At 56.0% G+C, this 14637-nt stretch carries 19 protein-coding genes; 8 read left to right on the top strand and 11 right to left on the bottom strand.

Annotation, left to right across the window (positions count from 1 at the left end):
* Positions 1–324: hypothetical protein (locus AABZ39_15080; GenBank protein MEK6796102.1), on the bottom strand; the 324-nt coding region annotated here is incomplete at its 3' end.
* Between the two features lie 114 nt (positions 325–438).
* On the opposite strand from AABZ39_15080, the gene AABZ39_15085 reads away from it, so the two are divergent.
* A complete protein-coding gene (locus AABZ39_15085; protein MEK6796103.1) occupies positions 439–1152 on the top strand; it encodes an AraC family transcriptional regulator in 714 nt (237 codons plus the stop codon).
* Between the two features lie 29 nt (positions 1153–1181).
* Here AABZ39_15085 and AABZ39_15090 read toward each other — a convergent pair whose 3' ends face one another.
* The gene (locus AABZ39_15090; protein MEK6796104.1) at positions 1182–1868 is read right to left on the bottom strand and encodes a hypothetical protein; all 687 of its coding nucleotides are present in this window, start codon (positions 1866–1868) and stop codon (positions 1182–1184) included.
* The gene (locus AABZ39_15095; protein ID MEK6796105.1) at positions 1865–2596 is read right to left on the bottom strand and encodes an MBL fold metallo-hydrolase; all 732 of its coding nucleotides are present in this window, start codon (positions 2594–2596) and stop codon (positions 1865–1867) included. The genes AABZ39_15090 and AABZ39_15095 overlap by 4 nt, the downstream gene beginning before the upstream one ends.
* Before the next feature lie 145 nt (positions 2597–2741).
* Between AABZ39_15095 and AABZ39_15100 the strand changes: the two genes are divergently transcribed.
* Genes AABZ39_15100 through AABZ39_15110 form a run of 3 tightly spaced genes read left to right on the top strand, consistent with a single transcriptional unit; the run spans position 2742 to position 5363 of the window.
* Complete coding sequence (locus AABZ39_15100; GenBank protein MEK6796106.1) at positions 2742–4019, top strand: hypothetical protein; 1278 nt, start codon at positions 2742–2744, stop codon at positions 4017–4019.
* Positions 4020–4040: 21 nt separating this feature from the next.
* Positions 4041–4469 carry a hypothetical protein gene (locus AABZ39_15105; protein ID MEK6796107.1) on the top strand — a complete coding sequence of 143 codons (429 nt, stop codon included), beginning with the start codon at positions 4041–4043 and terminating at the stop codon, positions 4467–4469.
* Between the two features lie 36 nt (positions 4470–4505).
* Positions 4506–5363: an alpha/beta fold hydrolase gene (locus AABZ39_15110; GenBank protein ID MEK6796108.1), complete on the top strand. Its 858-nt coding sequence runs from the start codon at positions 4506–4508 to the stop codon at positions 5361–5363.
* Between the two features lie 10 nt (positions 5364–5373).
* On the opposite strand, the gene AABZ39_15115 is transcribed toward AABZ39_15110, so the two are convergent.
* The 4 genes from AABZ39_15115 to AABZ39_15130 all read right to left on the bottom strand — a co-directional run bounded on the left by AABZ39_15115 (position 5374) and on the right by AABZ39_15130 (position 9630).
* Complete coding sequence (locus AABZ39_15115; protein ID MEK6796109.1) at positions 5374–6144, bottom strand: sugar phosphate isomerase/epimerase; 771 nt, start codon at positions 6142–6144, stop codon at positions 5374–5376.
* A 23-nt stretch (positions 6145–6167) separates the two neighbouring features.
* Positions 6168–7337, bottom strand: coding sequence for a Gfo/Idh/MocA family oxidoreductase (locus AABZ39_15120; GenBank protein ID MEK6796110.1), 1170 nt, complete (start codon positions 7335–7337; stop codon positions 6168–6170).
* Between the two features lie 167 nt (positions 7338–7504).
* Positions 7505–8941, bottom strand: a complete 1437-nt coding sequence (gene purB, locus AABZ39_15125) for an adenylosuccinate lyase (GenBank protein MEK6796111.1) — start codon at positions 8939–8941, stop codon at positions 7505–7507.
* Positions 8942–8982: 41 nt separating this feature from the next.
* Positions 8983–9630, bottom strand: coding sequence for a bifunctional nuclease family protein (locus tag AABZ39_15130; GenBank protein ID MEK6796112.1), 648 nt, complete (start codon positions 9628–9630; stop codon positions 8983–8985).
* A gap of 206 nt (positions 9631–9836) precedes the next feature.
* On the opposite strand from AABZ39_15130, the gene rplM reads away from it, so the two are divergent.
* The 4 genes from rplM to dnaB are packed head-to-tail and all read left to right on the top strand — an operon-like array spanning position 9837 to position 12589.
* Entirely contained in the window at positions 9837–10268 is a 432-nt protein-coding gene (gene rplM / locus AABZ39_15135) for a 50S ribosomal protein L13 (protein MEK6796113.1), read from the top strand.
* A 10-nt stretch (positions 10269–10278) separates the two neighbouring features.
* Entirely contained in the window at positions 10279–10674 is a 396-nt protein-coding gene (gene rpsI, locus AABZ39_15140; protein MEK6796114.1) for a 30S ribosomal protein S9, read from the top strand.
* A gap of 20 nt (positions 10675–10694) precedes the next feature.
* Positions 10695–11138: a 50S ribosomal protein L9 gene (gene rplI, locus AABZ39_15145; protein MEK6796115.1), complete on the top strand. Its 444-nt coding sequence runs from the start codon at positions 10695–10697 to the stop codon at positions 11136–11138.
* 38 nt (positions 11139–11176) lie between these two features.
* Positions 11177–12589, top strand: a complete 1413-nt coding sequence (gene dnaB, locus AABZ39_15150; GenBank protein MEK6796116.1) for a replicative DNA helicase — start codon at positions 11177–11179, stop codon at positions 12587–12589.
* An 8-nt stretch (positions 12590–12597) separates the two neighbouring features.
* On the opposite strand, the gene AABZ39_15155 is transcribed toward dnaB, so the two are convergent.
* The 4 genes from AABZ39_15155 to AABZ39_15170 all read right to left on the bottom strand — a co-directional run bounded on the left by AABZ39_15155 (position 12598) and on the right by AABZ39_15170 (position 14632).
* Positions 12598–12882, bottom strand: a complete 285-nt coding sequence (locus tag AABZ39_15155; GenBank protein ID MEK6796117.1) for a hypothetical protein — start codon at positions 12880–12882, stop codon at positions 12598–12600.
* 11 nt (positions 12883–12893) lie between these two features.
* Positions 12894–13148, bottom strand: coding sequence for an STAS domain-containing protein (locus AABZ39_15160; protein MEK6796118.1), 255 nt, complete (start codon positions 13146–13148; stop codon positions 12894–12896).
* Positions 13149–13275: 127 nt separating this feature from the next.
* Positions 13276–14193, bottom strand: a complete 918-nt coding sequence (gene fabD / locus AABZ39_15165) for an ACP S-malonyltransferase (protein MEK6796119.1) — start codon at positions 14191–14193, stop codon at positions 13276–13278.
* 28 nt (positions 14194–14221) lie between these two features.
* Complete coding sequence (locus AABZ39_15170; protein MEK6796120.1) at positions 14222–14632, bottom strand: hypothetical protein; 411 nt, start codon at positions 14630–14632, stop codon at positions 14222–14224.
* Between the last annotated feature and the right edge of the window lie 5 nt (positions 14633–14637).

The raw sequence follows: 14637 nt of genomic DNA on the forward strand, positions 1-14637 counted from the left end.
TATCTTTACGATGACATATCCTTCCTTGCCGTCCGACTTCTCGGTGTTCGCGCGGAGAAAGAACGTGAGGACAAGGCTTTTCTGCTTGAGCGCAACCGGCACGAACGCTTCGATGGACACATCCCAGGGCTGCTTCGTGGCCGCCGGCACGCTCGCGCGGAACGCCTTCGTGAACGGCTGCCCCGTCACTTCGACAATGCTTATACCGTCGCCTGCGGTGATGAATGTCTCCGTGAACGACTTATCGAACAGCGATGTCCCTATGAATGACGGCTCGGCAGCAAGCATGCCCGCGAGTATCAGGACGATGATGGGTCGTATCATACAGCACCTCCGCGTATCGAGAGTGTAGCACAGGAACGTCCCGGTGTAAATGAGGAAATATGCTGTATTGATGATGAAAATTGACACATCACCCCACGCGGATATAATAACGTCATGTCGAACCTCATCGCCATCGGGCGGATACTCCCCCGCATGCACACGCCCATGCATCAGCATGATGAATGGGAGATCGTCGTGTATCTCGAAGGCAGCGGCACCTCCGTCATCGAGGGTGTATCGCATCCTTTTTCCGCCGGGACGGTGGTATGCATCCCTCCCGGCCATGAGCACAACGACAACGGCGAAAAATACCGGAGCATATGGATACAATTCCAGAGGATGGACGCTCCGCGCACGCCGATCATCATGCAGGAGCCTGCGCACGCCCCCCTTTCGAGGATAGCGGATATCCTCTGCTCGGAGTTCAGCCGCGGCGTAGAACATCGGGAATTCTGCGACAGCATGCTCGATGCGCTCATCATGGGGATCGTGGCGGACGAGCATCTCCCGCGCCATCACCCGTCGGTAGAAACGCTTAAGCGCGAGCTCACCGCGCATGTGCACGATGCCGACTTCAAGGTACGCGATGCGCTCCGCGATCACGCACTTTCATCGTTCCATCTCTCCCGGCTCTTCACGAAAGCGGTCGGCAAATCACCGCGGCAATATCTTATCACGCTTCGCATCAGGGAAACGGCTGCGCTTATCCGTATGGGCGCCGGTACGATACGGGCCATCGCCCGTGAATTCGGGTTCAAGGACCCGTATCATTTTTCACGGCTTTTTAAGCAGCGCATGGGCGTCAGCCCGGCACGTTATCGCCGCTGAAACGGTCATTGCACAAAAAGCGGCGCAGCTTAACGTTCGTGCAATTCCTTTATGAACGGGGCCGCACCTCTATTCGTTACTATCGACCACGCACGCACATAGTCGGTGCCGTAGCTCTCATCCATTTTTCGCACCGTCCGCAGCGTTTTCCCCGACGGGTCGAGCGTCATGAACACTTCATGCTCAATGGCGAACGAGTGCAGATGCGCACGGACGAGGGCCGATTCTTTTGCATTTTCATCAAGCAGCGGCGTGCTTCTCTTTTCAAGGATCTCATTCACGTACAGATGCAGCACCTCATGGAATACGATAGGCCCGATCATCGTTCTGTCGAGAGCAGCGTTCCCTCGCACCGTTTTGAGGAACGGATGCCCCCAGATAAGGAGCGGTGTCGCCATAGCAGGGATGTCACGGCAGAGATAGAGCACCGCCGTCTCTTCCTTCCTGCGGAACGGCTTCCCGACAATGCGGGCCGTCGCATCGAACAAGGCGGTCTGCTGTCTGTCCCAGGAGGCCTGAAGCACGGGCAGCATTTCGACAAGCTCGGTCACTTCGGCGCTCTTGATCGCATCCTTGCACACAACGCTGTCGAACGCATAGCTGTACTTGAAGAATATTTTTGGATGCTCCGCTGCGGAAAGAGCGGAGATGACACCGAAGGTACAGAACACCGCCAGCGCTCGCATGGTCCTGCCGATGAAAAAACGGCCGCTCATCGCCGTGCAGAATCCCAGTTGGTCGTATAACCCGTATGTGCGGTCCCGAGCACGGCGACATCAGTAAGCGTTTTCAACGCGGCGACTGTCCGTTCATTGAGCGCTGCATCCTCAGTGAACGGTTTCCCCATGGCCTTCATATGCCCGCCGATGAGTATGACCGAATCCCCGGTGAAAAGATATTTCCCATCGATGAGATAGGAATACGAACCGGGCGTATGCCCCGGCGTGCTCATTGCGCGGACGGATGTCCCGCCGACCACTGCCACCTCGCCGTCGCTGACAAGCGAATACACCGGCGCGGGAATATGATTGGTCCGTGAGAAAAAAAACAGGTGACGGAGCTTCTTTCCCGTGACAAGATCGTTCTCCTCGTGTGAAAGGTACACGCGTGCGTTTGGGAAAAGCGGTAATCCCGCGGTATGATCGCCGTCGGAATGTGTAAGAAATACCGATGCTACCCGTGACGGGTCTATCTGCAATGCGGTGAGCGATGCTTTCATCGCATCGAGGCTGTCGCCCGCGTCCACAAGGATAAAGCCCGTCTTCGCCGAAACGGCATAACAGTTCACCCGCGCACCCTTGATGCAGTACACGCCGTCAGTTATCGCGGCCGATGCCCCGGCGCGCATATCCTTCATCATGAACGCAAGCGCGCCGACAGCCAGGATCAGCACTGCGGCGATACACGCAATCGCGATCCCGATCATTTTGAATACACGTTCCATCGCACACTCCGTACATCGATCATTATCTTCAATGGATCCCGGCAGGATTTACAGTATAATGCGAACGAGTTGCCAGTCAAGCACTTGTATGATACTATCCCATGGGTCCCAACCTCGCACATGAGCCGATGCCCGGGAGCTGTTGATGAAGCCGCAAAAAGAGATCGTACGAGGAACAACAAAAATACGTGCATCGTCGGCGTGCTGTATCTGCAGGATGATCCTGTGCGCCGCTCTTGTGCTCAGTACGCCGCTCACAGCACGGACAACCAATACCATTTTCGGCACGCTCATAAGCGATACGAAACACATCGACGAGGATCATCGCGCCGGCGTTCGATTGGCGACGATATCCCTGTCATGGGGACGTTTTTTTCCCGAGCAAGAACGTGTCAATGAAGCGTATGTCGCGGAGGTACGCTCCCGTATCGAAATGTTTCGCACCGCTGGCATGCATGTCGTACTCGACCCCGGCATGCACTTTCCGCCCGTGTGGATATTCGATGTCCCGCACAGCCGCTATGTGAACCAATACGGTGATGCGTTCACTATCACGAATAAACCGGGATTGAACGCGGTGAACGGTGTGTTCAATCAAGCGGTTCGCGAGGCTCAGTTATCGTATATCGCGCGTATCTTCACCGACCTCGGCACGAATTTCTTCGGCATACGCATCGGCTGGGGACATTATTCCGAGCTCCATTACGCGTGGAAAGGCTACAATGGAAAGAAGAACTGCTATTGGGGGTTCGATCCCATCGCGCAGGGCAGAACCGGCGGGCTGGCAGCCGGGATAAAACCATGCCCCGTGCCGGGATGGCTGCCGGGAACACCGAGCGACGGACATTCGAATGCAACGCTCTTCCTTGAATGGTATCTCGATTCGCTTGCGCAGTATCAGAATTTTCAGATCGCAGCGGTGCGCCGTTCCTTCAGCGGCTACTGCATCGCGCTCTATGCGAACTGGGGCATACGTCCCGGGCAGTTGGCGGATGCGGCAGCGTGCGATCTCGACGGAACGAGCTTCGCAGAACAATATGAACAGACCCACAAGGGATACGATTTCTCGCGATTCATTACAGCAATCACCGACGAGAAGGTCATCGTATGCGGCACCTGCGTGAACGCCGCTTCTCCGTGGCCGATGACGAACGATATTGTACGCGACGACGGCGACGATCCTGTCGCCTGGAGCCCTATCCATTATCTTGCATCATGCGCGGCAGCGCACAACCCGCCCCTCCTTGTCGGCGGCGAGAACGAAGGCAACGATGATGTCCGCGGCATGCAGCTCTCATTCGCGCGTGTCCGCCGGTTCGGCCTCGCCTTCTTCATGTGGGCGTTCGACTTTCAGTTGTATGATAAGGACAAGCGATACGCGACGATTGACGATTATCGTAACGCGATCGAACGATCTCGATAATATATACCACGGAGCGACCGCATGAAGAACATTTTCATTGCCGCAGGAATGGTGCTCGCCGCGTATGCATCGAACGGAGAGCAAAGGAAATATCTCTACGGCGCCTGCCAAATGGACATAACGAATGCAGCGAGAACATCCGCCGCCGGCCTCAGTGTCGCCGTCATCAATGTCGGATGGAATCGCGGCGAACCGAAACGCGGAGAGATCGACCGTGCCTATCTTGCTTCGGTGCGGGCGAAAATAGCCGCATTCAGGGGACAAGGCATCGAACCGATGCTCGATCTCGGTTTTCAGTACGCGCCGAAATGGCTCGAGACTATACCCAACGCCCGCTATGTGAACCAGTTCGGCGGACCGTATGTCATCTGGGCATTCGAACCCGAGCTTTTCAGCGGCAAGTATGCGACACTGGACGAGTATGCAAAGCTTATAGAGGGATATCGATAATTTCCGCCGCAGATATCGGCAATAAGGATACAGCATATGTTTTTTATAAAAACAATACGATCATGCATGATAGTCTCGCTCACGGTGCAGTGTCTATGCGTATTCGGCGCACCCGCCGCAATAAAAAAGATCCCTATCTCCTACATGAGCGGAGATCTCAGGATCACCGGATTGATGAGCAAGCCGGAAGGAAGCGGCCCGTTCCCCGTGGTCATCATCAATCACGGCGGATTTGATCCGGCATCGAGCGTCGGCGGGTTCATGGATATTTTTACCGCTTTCGGTCTCGTGGCGATCGCTTCCGATTATCGCGGCGTTGCCGGCTCGGCGGGAAAACACGAACTTGCCGCGGGCGAAGTGGACGATGTACTGAACGCGATCGTGTACGCAAAGACACTCCCCTCTATCGACAGCGAACGCATCGTCATGTGGGGATACAGTCACGGCGGCGCCATCGCTTTTCTTGCCGCCGCGCGCAGCCCGGAGATAAAAGCGATCGCAACGTTCGGCGCGCCTATTGAATTCGCCGACTGCTATAAATACTGGAAAGAGAACGTCGGCACAACGCCGTCGCTCGAAAAACTCATCGCCTGTTCGATCTATGTCGGCGGTACGCCCGAAGAGAACCCCGACGCTTGGAAGATACGCTCTCCGCTCTATGTCGCCGGCCGCATCGCTTGCCCTACGCTCATCGCGCAGGGCGGGAAAGACGAGGCCGTACCGGCTCGGCAGGCGGTCCTTATGGCGGAGACGATGAAACGATCGGGCAATACGAACGTGATACTGCTCCTCGACCCCGAGTCCCATCACGTATTCGATGCCGGAACATTCGAGCGTATCGTCAAGCCGATGGCCGCTTTTCTCCTCGTGCGGGCTGGTGTCGGGCGAAAGTGAATGACATCCGCTACTTCACGCCCATCTTCCGAAGATTCTCAAGCGATATCTTCGAGGACTCAAGCGGATCGCGTTCGCATTTATCCTGCTCGATGATATACCAGCGCGCATCGATCTCTTCGCATGCCTTGATGATCTCTTTCCAGTTGAGATTGCCTTCGCCGATCTCGGCCATGATGACCTGGTCCTTGCGAATGGTCATGTCCTTGAAATGGACCTCTTTCATCCGGCCTTTGAGCTTGCGTATCCAGAGCGCGGGGTCGGAACCGCCATGCTGTACCCAGAACGTATCTATTTCGCCCATGAGATATTTCGGATCAGTCTGCGCGTAGATCTCTTCCAGGAATACCTTGTCGGTGAATTTCTCGAACTCGACCTTGTGATTGTGATAGCCGAAGCGTATGCCGTTGTCGAGGAGCCGTTTGCCGATGTCGTTGAGCACTTTTGCAAGTTGCTTTATGCCGTCGGCGCTCCAATAGGCCCCGCCGGGATGTCCGATAGCGGTGAACGGGCATTCCAGCGTTTTGAGCTTCTTCACCGTCTCATCGAATTTCTCCGTGAGCGCCGGTATGCCGTCGTGCGATGCGCAGCAATAGAGCCCGTTCTTATCGAGCATATCTTTCAGACGCCGGGGCTCTATCTCCCCCAGACCGGAAAGCTGTACAGCTTCGTAACCGATCTCCTTCACTTTCTTGAACGTCTTCTCCATATCCTCAGGTGTTTTGAGATAGTCACGTATCGAGTAGCATTGCAATGCGATCTTTGTTGACGGGATCTTCATGTTCTTCTCCAGTGTATTTTATTTTAGAACGAATTCGCCATGTTCGCGACGGTGCCGGTCGCCTTCACTTCCTTCTTGAACTTCGAGCCTTTGATAAGGTCTTTCAGCTTCGATTCGAACGCATCCCCCGACATGGGGAGATCGATGGTCCGTTTCTCGAACGACGAGAGCATTATCGCATTGTTCATCATGACCGAATTGATGCCCTGCTCCGCCGGCGCAAGGAGCTTTTCACCCTTGAGTATCGCATTGGCGAAATTATCCATAATGATACGATGCCCCGGCTGCCCGTGATGCTTATACGGAATATCTATCGTCCACGACTCCGGCCGGTCGAACCCGCTCTGGCATTCCTTCAGGTGCTTGAACACCGGCGTACGGTTCTGCACGAACGTCATCTTGCCGTTCTCATAGACGAGCTTGCCGTTCTCGCCGGCTATCTCAAGACGGTTCGTTCCCGGCGCCTCCGCCGTCGTCGTGACGAAATGGCCGACCATGCCGTTCTTGTACTCGAAATATGCGGTCACTTCATCTTCCACTTCGATAGTGTGATACTTCCCCAGTGCCACAAAACCGGTGATCCGGTCGGGAACGCCGAAGAACCACTGATAGAGGTCGAGATTGTGCGGACACTGGTTCATGAGAACGCCGCCGCCCTCCCCCGCCCATGTCGCGCGCCATCCGCCCGAATCGTAGTACTGCTGCGTGCGGTACCAGTCGGTGATTATCCACGATGCGCGCTGGAGTTTGCCGAGATCGCCGCCGTCGATGAGCGACTTGATCTTCTGCCAGAAACCGTACGTGCGCTGCATGAACATGGCAGAGAAGACGATCTTCGGGTCTTTCTTTTTAGCCTCTTCCCATGCGGCGATCATTTTCTTCGCATCGTTGACATGCACGGCGATGGGCTTTTCCACCAGTACGTGCACGCCGCGGGCGAACGCATCGATCGTTATCGTCGTATGATCGTAGTGCGGCGTGGCGATAACGATCGCTTCGGCGCCGCTTTTTTCAAGGAGCGTCCTGTGATCATAATACGCCGTCGTCTTATACTCCGCGGCGACCTTATCCGCCTTCGCCTTGTCGATATCACAGACGCCGACAAGCGAGAGATCATCCATGGTGGAGATATCCCGCACATGCGGTCCGCCCATGTTCCCGATACCGATGACCGCAACTTTCACTCGACCCATATCATTGACTCCTTGGAGATCTTACTGATGAACGAGAACAAATATAGGGACGGCCGTATCGATTTTACATAGACAAAAGCGCGAAATACATGGACATTCACCGGCCCTGTCGAAAAAAAAGCGATGCTCCATGTCACGGGGTTCGAATCGTATGTGAAAATCCCTTATCACACTTTCAGCTCGCCGTCCGCGCGCCCCTGCATACCCGTGAAGCGTTCCAGGAACGGAGCGACCACATCGCGATGAAAATCGTCCACCTGCGCCGCCGCGCGTCCGGTGAAATTCGGGAGGTCCATCACCGCATCGATATCCTTCTGCGAAAGACCTATCTCCCTGTCCGCCGCGATATACTCTATAAGACGGTTCTCCTTCCCTTCCTGCTTCACTTCATTCCCCGCCCGCTGTGAAAGCTCGCGTATGCGCTCATGCACCTTCTGCCTGTCGGCGCCCTTCGCCACCGCAGCCATGAGGATGTTCTCCGTGGCCATGAACGGCAGTTCGCGCATGAGATTGCGCTCTATCACTTTCTTATTGATGACAAGCCCGCGCGCGATGTTCTCAAGGATGATGACGATGGCGTCCGCAGCGAGGAACATCTGCGGGACGGCAAGACGTTTGTTGGCAGAGTCGTCGAGCGTACGCTCGAACCACTGTGTTGCGGCGGTCATCTCCAGCGAGTGCGAACAGCCGATAATGAAACGCGCAAGCGAACAGATGCGTTCGCTCCGCATGGGATTGCGTTTATAGGCCATGGCGGATGAGCCCACCTGCGTCGATTCGAAAGGCTCTTCCACTTCCTTCATGCTCTGCAGAAGCCGTATATCAGTGGCTATCTTATGCGCGTCCTCGGCGAGGAGCGAAAGGGCTTTTCCCGCCTTGCTGTCGAAGCGACGCGGATAGGTCTGTCCGGTGACGGCGTAGCTCGAGGGAAAACCGAAACGCGATGTCACCGCCCGGTCGAGCGCCTTCACCTTCTCATGATCACCGTTAAAGAGCGCGAGAAAGCTCGCCTGCGTGCCGGTCGTGCCCTTCACGCCGCGGAAGCGCATCGATGAAACGCATTCCTGCATCTCCAGAAAATCATCGACAAGGTCCTGCACCCAGAGCGTTATGCGCTTGCCCACCGTCGTCGGCTGCGCCGGCTGAAAATGAGTGAACGCAAGCGTAGATATATCCTTCGCCGCACGCGCCGCCTCCATGAGCGACCGGATGACATGGTACAGTTTCCCGAGTACGATGGTGAACGCCTCACGCATCTGTATGAGATCGGTATTATCGCCGACGTACGCGCTCGTAGCGCCGAGATGGATGATCGGTGCCGCTTCCGGGGCGGCCTTGCCGTAGGTATGGATATGCGCCATCACATCGTGACGGAGTTCCTTTTCCTTCGCGGCGGCATACTCATAATCGATATCCGTGATATGCGCCTTCATTGCCGCTATCTGCGCATCGGTTATCGGAAGCCCGAGCGTTTTCTCCTCTTCAGCGAGCGCAATCCAGAGCCTGCGCCACGTCGTGAATTTGAAATCATCGGAAAAGACGGAGAGCATCGCCTTTGACGCATAGCGTTCCGAGAGCGGCGTGGAATACGTATCGTGCGGCATGTATCGGTTCCTTGCAGAGAGTAGTACGCGGGGCCGTAGCGTTATTCGATGACGGAGAGTTTCCCGAGCTCGTCGCGGAGCAGTGCCGCGTCCTCGTAGCGCTCCTCGCGCACCGCGTCCTCAAGCATGGCGGTCAACTGCTCTTTCTTCGTCTTCGTGCTCACCGGGTCGGCAGCGCGTTTCACCGCATCGACCGCGGGCACGGGGCCCTCTCCGGCAGCGACACCGCTTTCACCGAACGGCGGCGCATCGTCCTTTCTGGCCACCGGCGATATAGCGTCCTTGAGCATCTTGTCGTCAAGGAAAATACCTGCCGCTTCTATGACCTTTTCCTCGACGAATATCGGCGATTTTGTCCGAAGCGCCATGGCAATGGCATCCGACGGCCGCGCATCGATACGCAGCGTTTCATTGCCCTGCGTAAGCACCATTTTCGCATAGAAGGTATCATTGCGCAGATCATCGACGATGACCTGTTCGATACGGACATTGAAGCTCTCCAGCACGTTCCTGAAGAGATCATGTGAGAGCGGACGCGGCTGCGTAAGCCCGAGGAGCACTATCGATATCGACTGCGATTCGAGCGCACCGACAAAAATGGGTATGACCTTTTCGTGGCCCTTGGGCTTGAGTATGATGACAAAGCCCTTATCGGTAATGGCCAGATTGACTATTTTTGCTTCGATCACAGGATGCTCCGCCCGAACGCATGCCCCCAGTATAAATGGTCGGGTATATTATGTCAAATTGCGGGTTTCTGTCCCCTGCCGTGACAATGCCTTGCCGGAGCGTCCCGGCGCTTGACATTTTCCGTACCATCGTATAAAATCCTCACCTCATTACCCCAGAGAACACCGTCGTATAAGACGTTGTACATAAGGTTAAGGTCACTGCAATGAAAGACACATTCGTACCCGCCGCGGAGCATATGGCCCATCGCTGGTATCTCGTTGACGCCGACGGGAAGACGCTCGGAAGGCTTGCCAGCCGCATCGCCCATGTGCTCAAGGGCAAGAACAAACCCACGTATATCTGGAACGCAGACGGCGGCGATTATGTCGTCGTCATCAATGCCGGCAAGGTGAAGATGACCGGCAAGAAGCTTACCGATAAATTCTATCACAAGCACAGCGGGTTCGCCGGCGGCATGAAAGAGACATCGTATGGCGATCTCATGCGCAAGAAACCCGCCTTCGTCATCGAACGTGCGGTCTGGGGCATGATCTCGCATAATGCGCTCGGACGCAAGATAATAAAGAAACTGAAAGTATACGCGGGCGATTCACATCCGCATACCGCGCACAAGCCCGAGCGGCTTGAAGTGTAAGGAGAACGCAATGAGCAAGCAGATCGCCATCCATGTGGGAAAACGCAAATCGGCCATAGCGCGTGTACGGATGAAAAGCGGCGCCGGCAAGATAATCGTCAACGACCGCGAGGTCGAGGATTATTTCAACGGGCGCGAGACCATCATCAACGCGCTTCGCATGCCCCTCATCGTGACGAGCACGGTCGGCAAGGTCGACGTGACCGCGAACATCTCTGGCGGCGGCCTTCATGCCCAGGCGGAAGCGCTCAGGCACGGCATATCCCGCGCGCTCCTCACGCTCGACGCCGAGAACCGCACGGCGCTCAAGAAAAACGGCTTTCTCACCCGCGATCCGCGCGAGGTCGAGCGCAAGAAATACGGACATAAAAGCGCCCGCAAAAGCTTTCAGTTCTCGAAACGCTGAGCGGATACAGGAGATCACCGATGGAAGTCATACTCAGACAGGATTATCCGCTGCTCGGATACGAAGGCGATATCTGCAAGGTCAAGAACGGCTATGCGCGTAACTATCTCTTCCCGAGAAGCATCGCCATGCCGGCCACCGATGCGAACCTCAGGTCGCTCAAGGCGCTCCAGAAGAACATCGAGAAGAAAAAGGCTACGCGGACCATCGACGCGTCCGGCACGAAGGAAAAACTCGAGGCAACGACGATAAACATCCCGGTCAAGGTCGGCGAGAATGAAAAGATGTACGGCTCGGTCTCATCGCAGACGGTAGCCGATGCGCTCGTAAAAGCGGGCTTTCCCGTTCAGAAGCGCGATGTCGAACTTTCCGATCATATCAAATCGCTCGGTGCGTTCACGGTGCGCGTGAAGGTGTACACCGGAGTATACGCCGACGTCAAGATCTGGGTAGCGAAAGAGTAATTTCGCGCAGTAGTACGCGCCGCAGTATGGGGGACTCAATGTCTGAGGGAACGCTCCTGACGAAAGTCCCGCCGCATTCCGTCGAGGCGGAGGAATCCGTTCTCGGTGCGATGATACAGAACCCCGAAGCATTCTACGCCGTCATTTCCAAGCTCCACGAAGGTTCATTCTACATCGAACGTCATCGTCTTCTCTTCCGAACGCTCACCGCCATGCACGAGAAGAACATTCAGGTGCATATCGAAACGGTGCTGCGCTACCTCGCGGAGAACAATATCGCCGATATGGTCGTGGGCAACGACATGGGTTTCCTCCAGCGCCTCGTCGATGTATCCCCGATAACGCGCAACGCCGAATACTATGCCGACATCATATCCGGGAAAGCGCTCCTGCGCGAGCTTATCACCGCCTCATACAATATCCAGAACCTCTGCTTTGAGGCGCCCGAAGAGAATGTAAAACAGATAGCCGATGAGGCGGAACGCCTCGTTTTCAATGTGACCAAAGAGCGCTTGACCAATGATTTCTCAAGCGTGAAGGACCTGCTCGTCTCCACGCTCAAAGCCATCGAGGACCGCTCGAAACTGAAGGCGCATGTGACCGGCGTGCCGTCGGGCTACCGCGAACTTGACAGACTGCTCGGCGGTTTCCAGCCGTCCGATCTCATCATACTCGCCGCGCGCCCGTCCATGGGAAAAACATCGTTCGCGCTCAATATCGCAGAGAACGTCGCCACCGTACCGGAAACATCGAACTTCGGCATCGGGATATTCTCGCTCGAAATGAACAAAAGCCAGATAGCAGAACGTCTCATCAGCTCGAAATCGCTCGTATCGCTCTCGAAGATCCGCCGCGGGGAAATGGCCCATCACGACTGGGCGAAGATCGGCACCGCGCTCAATACGCTCCACGAAAGCAATATCTTCATCGACGATTCCAATCCGCTGTCCATCATGGAGATACGCGGCAAGGCGCGTCAGATGGAGGCGAAATTCCGCGACATAGCCCGCACCACCGGCAAGCCCGTGGCGCTCAAGCTCATCATCGTCGATTATCTGCAGCTCATTTCGCCGCCGCCGTCCAAACGCGGGGAAAGCCGCGAACAGGCGGTGGCCGACATGTCGCGGGGGCTCAAATCGCTTGCCAAGGAACTCTCCGTCCCCGTCATCGCGCTCTCACAGTTGAACCGCGACGTTGAAAAACGCACCGAGGATAAACGCCCGAAGCTCTCCGACCTCCGCGAATCGGGAGCCATCGAACAGGACGCCGACGTGGTCATGTTCCTCCACAGCGACCGCTACTACGACAGGAATAATACCGAAGAGGCCGCCGCACCGGATGACAACAGTGTCGAGGTCGTCGTCGCAAAGCACCGTAACGGCGCGCTCGGCGATGTGAAGCTCATGTTCCTGAAGGAATTGACGCGTTTCCGCGATCCGGTGACGATGTAGGCGAAGCCCTAGAGATCCTTAACGAACTTACTGTCCTTGAACTCTTTCGTCGGCTCTCCCGCGAACATGTGCACGGCGCTGATGAGCGAATAGCTCACCCATGCGGATTTTTTCCGCTCAGCAGGGCTCTTCGGGCTTGCAGCCTCATTGTCATCGAGAAGCTTATTGAGCGTATCCGTTATATCGTCGGTATGCTCTTCGAAAAAGTCCTCGCATTCCTCGCAGGTATCGGTGGTCGCGGCATCGGTCTCTTCCGGCACGGGTTTTCCGCACCACGCACAGGTATAGCTCATACCATTCCTTTTTATACGGCGGGCGCTCCCGCCTTTTTCGGGAAATATCGCTTATAGCGCTCGGGCAATCCCTCAACGGAAAAACCGACCTTATTTCGCTCGGCCTGCTTGCGCATCGTCATAAGCACCTGCAGCCCAAGGAGGTCCACATCCCCGGAAAGCCTGACCACCACGTCCTTATCGTATGTAACGCGGCTGATACGCTCCTCCATGATGTCCGGGAGCGTTGCCATTGTCAGTGGCATTTTTATATCGACGATCTCCATGCATACCTCCACCGGCGGTGGTGAGAACTGAACAAGAGCCGCCTCAAAAGCATGCCGAATAGGACAAACAGTATTTATAATTTACGTACCCGCTCGCTGAAAGTCAAGCACTGCGGGATGGAAAAGATCATCCCTGAGAAGCCACCGCCTCTATTTCCGCCGCCGTCCCGGCGTTCTGCACCGCCACATCCGCTGCGCATTTTTTCATGAGCCCGGCGAGCACTTTATTTGGCCCCGCTTCGATACACATGGCAGGTTTCATCGCGGCAAGGGCTGCCATTGATTCGACCCATCGCACGGATGAGTACATCTGCTCGGCCATTCTCGTACGGATCTCGGCGAACACATGCACTTTCGCGGTGACATTGGAGAATACCGGTGCCTTCCCTTCCGTAAAGGTCATCTTTTCGAGCACGGAGGCGAAATCCTTCGATGCCTCGGTCATGAGCGGCGAATGGAAAGCCCCGCTTACGGCAAGGGGAACGACGCGCTTTGCGCCTCTGTCCTTCGCCTTCGCACCGGCGGCTTCCACCGCGGCGCGTTCACCGGAAATGACGGTCTGGCCCGGATCATTATAGTTCGCGACCACGACACCGGGGGTCTCGTCGCATATCGCAGCGACATCAGCTGACGACAGTCCAAGCACGGCGGCCATCGCGCCCTTCCCCTCTTTATCCGCGCCTGCCATGATAAGCCCGCGCTCGCGCACCGCTTTCACGGCATCCGCGAACGAAAGATATCCGCCGGCAACGAGTGCGGCGAATTCGCCGAGGCTGTGCCCGGCTGCTGCGGAAACGGTAAACCCTTTCTCTATGAGCACGCGCCACGCGGCAACGCTCACGGTGACTATGCACGGCTGTGTATTCTCGGTCTTCTTAAGATCGTCCTCGCTGCCTTCGAAGCAGAGCGACTTCACGTCAATGCCCGCAGCTTTTCCCGCGGCATCGAATATCTCCCGCGCATCGGGATATGCCTCATAGATGTCCTTCCCCATGCCCGGCTTCTGCGCTCCCTGCCCGGGAAAAATAAATGCTGCTGCTTTCATCGGAACTCCTTCGTATGTTGTACGTACGTTATCGCTTCTGTCCGCTGACTTCCTTCGCTATCATCGCATCGTAATCGGTCACATCGCCCCAATCGATGGAGAAACGGCCTCGCATGAAGTCAAGGAGCGCTTCCTCATCGTGATTCACGCCCTTGTATGCAAGCGCCGCCCGTTTCATCCACGCTATCGCCCGGCATTTCCTGCCGTAGCGCTCCGTCGTAAGGAGTTCGGCAACATGGTCCCTCAACGCATTCTTCCCCGTCATCATCAATGACTCAGCGGCTTTCATCGCCTCATCTTTCATGCCTGCGGGTATATTCTCCACCGAACCGAGCCTGTCGAGTACTTCAAGCTCGATCTTATTGGTACCGCCGGCGCTGTCATCGATGTGTATCATGAGCCAGACGGCTTTGACGAGCGTCTCTTCGTAACCCGGCATATCGG

The sequence above is a fragment of the Spirochaetota bacterium genome (assembly GCA_038043445.1).
GTDB lineage: Bacteria > Spirochaetota > Brachyspiria > Brachyspirales > JACRPF01 > JBBTBY01.